The sequence below is a fragment of the Streptomyces sp. SAS_272 genome (genome assembly GCF_052543235.1).
In genome coordinates, this window is record NZ_JBMNDR010000185.1 from 1 (window position 1) to 3,830 (window position 3,830).

General features: G+C 70.0%; 3 protein-coding genes. All 3 read left to right on the forward strand.

The genetic code is table 11. The features are described 5' to 3' along the window. Window positions 1-36 precede the first annotated feature (36 nt). Window positions 37-1,452, forward strand: coding sequence for a family 2B encapsulin nanocompartment shell protein (locus ACN6LD_RS41890; RefSeq protein ID WP_319189362.1), 1,416 nt, complete (start codon window positions 37-39; stop codon window positions 1,450-1,452). Window positions 1,453-1,540: 88 nt separating this feature from the next. Further along, window positions 1,541-2,878, forward strand: coding sequence for a family 2 encapsulin nanocompartment cargo protein terpene cyclase (locus ACN6LD_RS41895; RefSeq protein ID WP_445045908.1), 1,338 nt, complete (start codon window positions 1,541-1,543; stop codon window positions 2,876-2,878). Between the two features lie 14 nt (window positions 2,879-2,892). Continuing rightward, the gene (locus tag ACN6LD_RS41900; RefSeq protein ID WP_319197895.1) at window positions 2,893-3,780 is read left to right on the forward strand and encodes a geranyl diphosphate 2-C-methyltransferase; all 888 of its coding nucleotides are present in this window, start codon (window positions 2,893-2,895) and stop codon (window positions 3,778-3,780) included. Window positions 3,781-3,830 lie beyond the last annotated feature (50 nt).

Genomic DNA, 3,830 nt, shown 5'->3' on the forward strand with positions numbered 1-3,830 from the left:
CGCCGGACGGCCTGCCGTGCAAGGAGAAAGTCCTCGATGTCCGTCGACAGCATCCCGGAGACCCACACCACACCCGCCGCGGCGCAGCAGTCCCTGAGCACCGCGGCCGCCCGAAACCTCGCCACCACCACCAAGTCCGCCCCGCAGATGCAGGAGATCACCTCCCGCTGGCTGCTGCGGATGCTGCCCTGGGTCGAGACCAAGGGCGGCGCCTACCGGGTCAACCGGCGGTTGCGCCACACCCTCGGCGACGGGCGCATCGAGTTCGTCCAGGAGGGCGCCACGGTCCGGGTGATCCCCCGGGAGCTCGGTGAACTGGCCCTGCTGCGCGGATTCGAGGACGTGGACGTGCTCACCGCCCTGGCCGACCGCTGCACACAGCGCGATTTCGCAGCGGGCGAGGTCCTCGTCGAGCGCGGCAGCCCCGCGGACCGGATCCACCTCATCGCCCACGGCCGGCTCGTCCAGACGTCCGAGGGCCAGTACGGCGGAGAGAACTCCCTCGCGGTGCTCGCAGACGGCGACCACTTCGGCGAGAGCGCCCTGTCGGACTCCGACTCCCGTCACGACTGCACGGTCACCGCCGAGACGTCCGGAACCCTTCTCACCCTCTCCCACGCAGACTTCACCGCCGTCCTCAGCCGCGCACCCCGTCTACGGGCCCACGTCGACCGGTTCAGCTCCCGCGCACGCCGGCGGCAGAACAAACACGGCGAGGCGGAGATCGCCCTGTCGGCCGGTCACGTCGGCGAGGCCGAACTGCCAGGCACCTTCGTCGACTACGAGCTGAAGCCTCGCGAGTACGAGCTCTCCGTCGCGCAGACCGTGCTGCGGGTCCACACCCGGGTCGCCGACCTCTACAACGGTCCGATGAACCAGAGTGAGGAGCAACTCAGGCTCACCGTCGAGGCGTTGCGGGAACGTCAGGAACACGAGCTGATCAACAACCGCGAGTTCGGGCTGCTGAACAACGTCGACTTCAAGCAGCGCATCCAACCTCGCTCCGGGCCGCCGACCCCGGACGACATGGACGATCTGCTCTGTCGCCGGCGCGGGACCAAGCTGTTCCTCGCCCATCCCAGGACGATCGCCGCCATCGGACGTGGCTTCAACGCCTGCGGGCTCTACCCCGACCACGTCGACCTCGGCGGGCAATCCGTCCCCGCCTGGCGCGGGGTCCCCATCCTGCCCTGCAACAAGATCCCGGTCAGCAAGGAGCAGACCAGCTCCATCATCGCGATGCGCACCGGCGAGAAGAACCAGGGCGTCATCGGTCTGCGGCAGACAGGGCTGCTGGACGAGTACGAACCGGGGCTCTCCGTGCGGTTCATGGGCATCAACGAGCAGGCGGTCATCTCGTACCTCGTCAGCACCTACTACTCCGCCGCGGTGCTCCTGCCCGACGCCGTCGGGGTGATGGAGAACGTGCAGATCGCCCCCAGGCCGCGCTGACGTCCTGACGTCCTGGTCCGCCGCAGGGCCACCCGTGACACGTCCGAGCACGACGGACCGCCCACCCCACCGCAGCAAGGAGCCGACGATGCCCGACTCCGGGCCCCTCGGATCATCCCCGCCCGAGCGGCGACCGACGCCGCGCACAGCCGTGCACGACGCCCCCGCGCCGCTGGTTCCCGACCTTCCGGCCACGCATGCCGCCTCCGGTTTTCTGGCAGCACTGCATCCGCCGGTCACGGTCCCCGACCCGCCACCCCCGACGGCCGCCCCCACCACAGGACACACGCCCGACCCGACCGCGGCCGGTTCCGCCCTCCAGGGGGTCGCCCTCCAGGAGGTCCTGCGCGGACCCACCGGACTGGGCACGTCCTCCCTCGCGCTGTCCGCCAGGGACGAACCCCCGCCTGCGCAACCGGTGTCCGCGCCCCCCGCTCCGCCCGCCGCGGGCCGGGCCGTCCCCGGGCTCTACCACCATGCCGTCCCGGAGCCCGACCCCGTGCGCGTCGAGGAGGTCAGCCGGCGGATCAAGCACTGGGCCGAGGACGAGGTGCGGCTCTATCCCGAGGAGTGGGAGGGACAGTTCGACGGCTTCTCCGTGGGCCGCTACATGGTGGCCTGCCACCCCGACGCTCCGACGGTCGACCACCTGATGCTCGCCACCCGCCTCATGGTCGCCGAGAACGCGGTGGACGACTGCTACTGCGAGGACCACGGCGGGTCACCCGTCGGTCTCGGCGGGCGCCTCCTCCTCGCGCACACGACGCTCGACCACCTCCACACCACGACGGAGTACGCGTCGGCGTGGCAGGAGTCCCTCGTCTCGGACGCCCCCCGCCGGGCGTACCGCAGCGCGATGGACTACTTCGTCCGCGCGGCCACACCCTCGCAGGCCGACCGCTACCGGCACGACATGGCCCGGCTGCACATGGGCTACCTCGCCGAAGCCGCCTGGGCCCAGACCGGCCACGTCCCGGAGGTGTGGGAGTACCTGGCGATGCGCCAGTTCAACAACTTCCGTCCCTGCCCCACCATCACCGACACCGTCGGCGACTACGAACTGCCCGCGGATCTGCACGCGCGGCCCGACATGCAGCGGGTCATCGCCCTGGCGGGCAACGCGACCACCATCGTCAACGACCTCTACTCGTACACCAAGGAACTCGACAGCCCGGGCGTCCACCTGAACCTGCCGGTGGTGATCGCGGAACGCGAGCGGCTCTCCGAGCGCGACGCCTATCTGAAGGCCGTCGAGGTCCACAACGAACTCCAGCACGCCTTCGAGGCCGCCGCGGCCGACCTCGCGAAGGCCTGCCCACTGCCCCCGGTGCTGCGTTTCCTCCGGGGCGTGGCTGCCTGGGTCGACGGCAACCACGACTGGCACCGCACCAACACCTACCGATACAGCCTGCCCGACTTCTGGTAAGAACGGAATTTTCTGTGACCACTGAGACGACCTCCGCCGCCACCGCGACCGCCACCGCGAAGATCCCGGCCCCGGCGACCGCGTACCAGGAGGACATCGCCCGCTACTGGAACTCGGAGGCACGACCGGTCAATCTCCGCCTCGGTGACGTGGACGGGCTCTACCACCACCATTACGGCATCGGGGACGTGGACCACGCCGCGCTCGGCGACCCGGCGCACAGCGAGTACGAGAAGAAGCTCATCGCGGAACTGCACCGGCTGGAATCGGCGCAGGCGGAGTTCCTCATGGACCACCTCGGCGCCGTCGGTCCCGGCGACACCCTCGTAGACGCCGGCTGCGGGCGTGGCGGGTCCATGGTCATGGCTCACCGCCGCTTCGGCTGCAAGGTCGAGGGCGTCACCCTGTCCACCACCCAGGCCGACTTCGGCAACAGGCGCGCGCGGGAACTGCGGATCGAGGACCACGTCCGCTCCCGCGTGTGCAACATGCTCGACACGCCTTTCGACAAGGGCAGCATCGCGGCGTCGTGGAACAACGAGTCGACCATGTACGTCGACCTGCACGACCTGTTCGCCGAGCACTCGCGCTTCCTGAAGGTGGGCGGCCGGTACGTGACGATCACCGGCTGCTGGAACCCCCGCTACGGTCAGCCGTCGAAGTGGGTCTCCCAGATCAACGCCCACTTCGAGTGCAACATCCACTCCCGCCGCGAGTACCTGCGCGCCATGGCCGACAACCGACTCGTGCCGCACACCGTCGTCGACCTCACTGCGGACACGCTGCCCTACTGGGAGCTGCGGGCCACGTCGTCGTTGGTCACCGGAATCGAGGAGGCGTTCATCGAGTCATACCGGGACGGCTCCTTCCAGTACGTCATGATCGCGGCCGACCGCGTGTGAGCCCGGCGTCGCGGGGGGGGGGGGGGGGCGTTCACCGGCGGCCCCGGCCC

Coding starts and splice junctions, on each gene's coding strand:
- ACN6LD_RS41890 (WP_319189362.1), top strand. CDS start 37: ATGTCCGTCGACAGCATCCCGGAGACCCACACCACACCCGCCGCGGCG.
- ACN6LD_RS41895 (WP_445045908.1), top strand. CDS start 1,541: ATGCCCGACTCCGGGCCCCTCGGATCATCCCCGCCCGAGCGGCGACCG.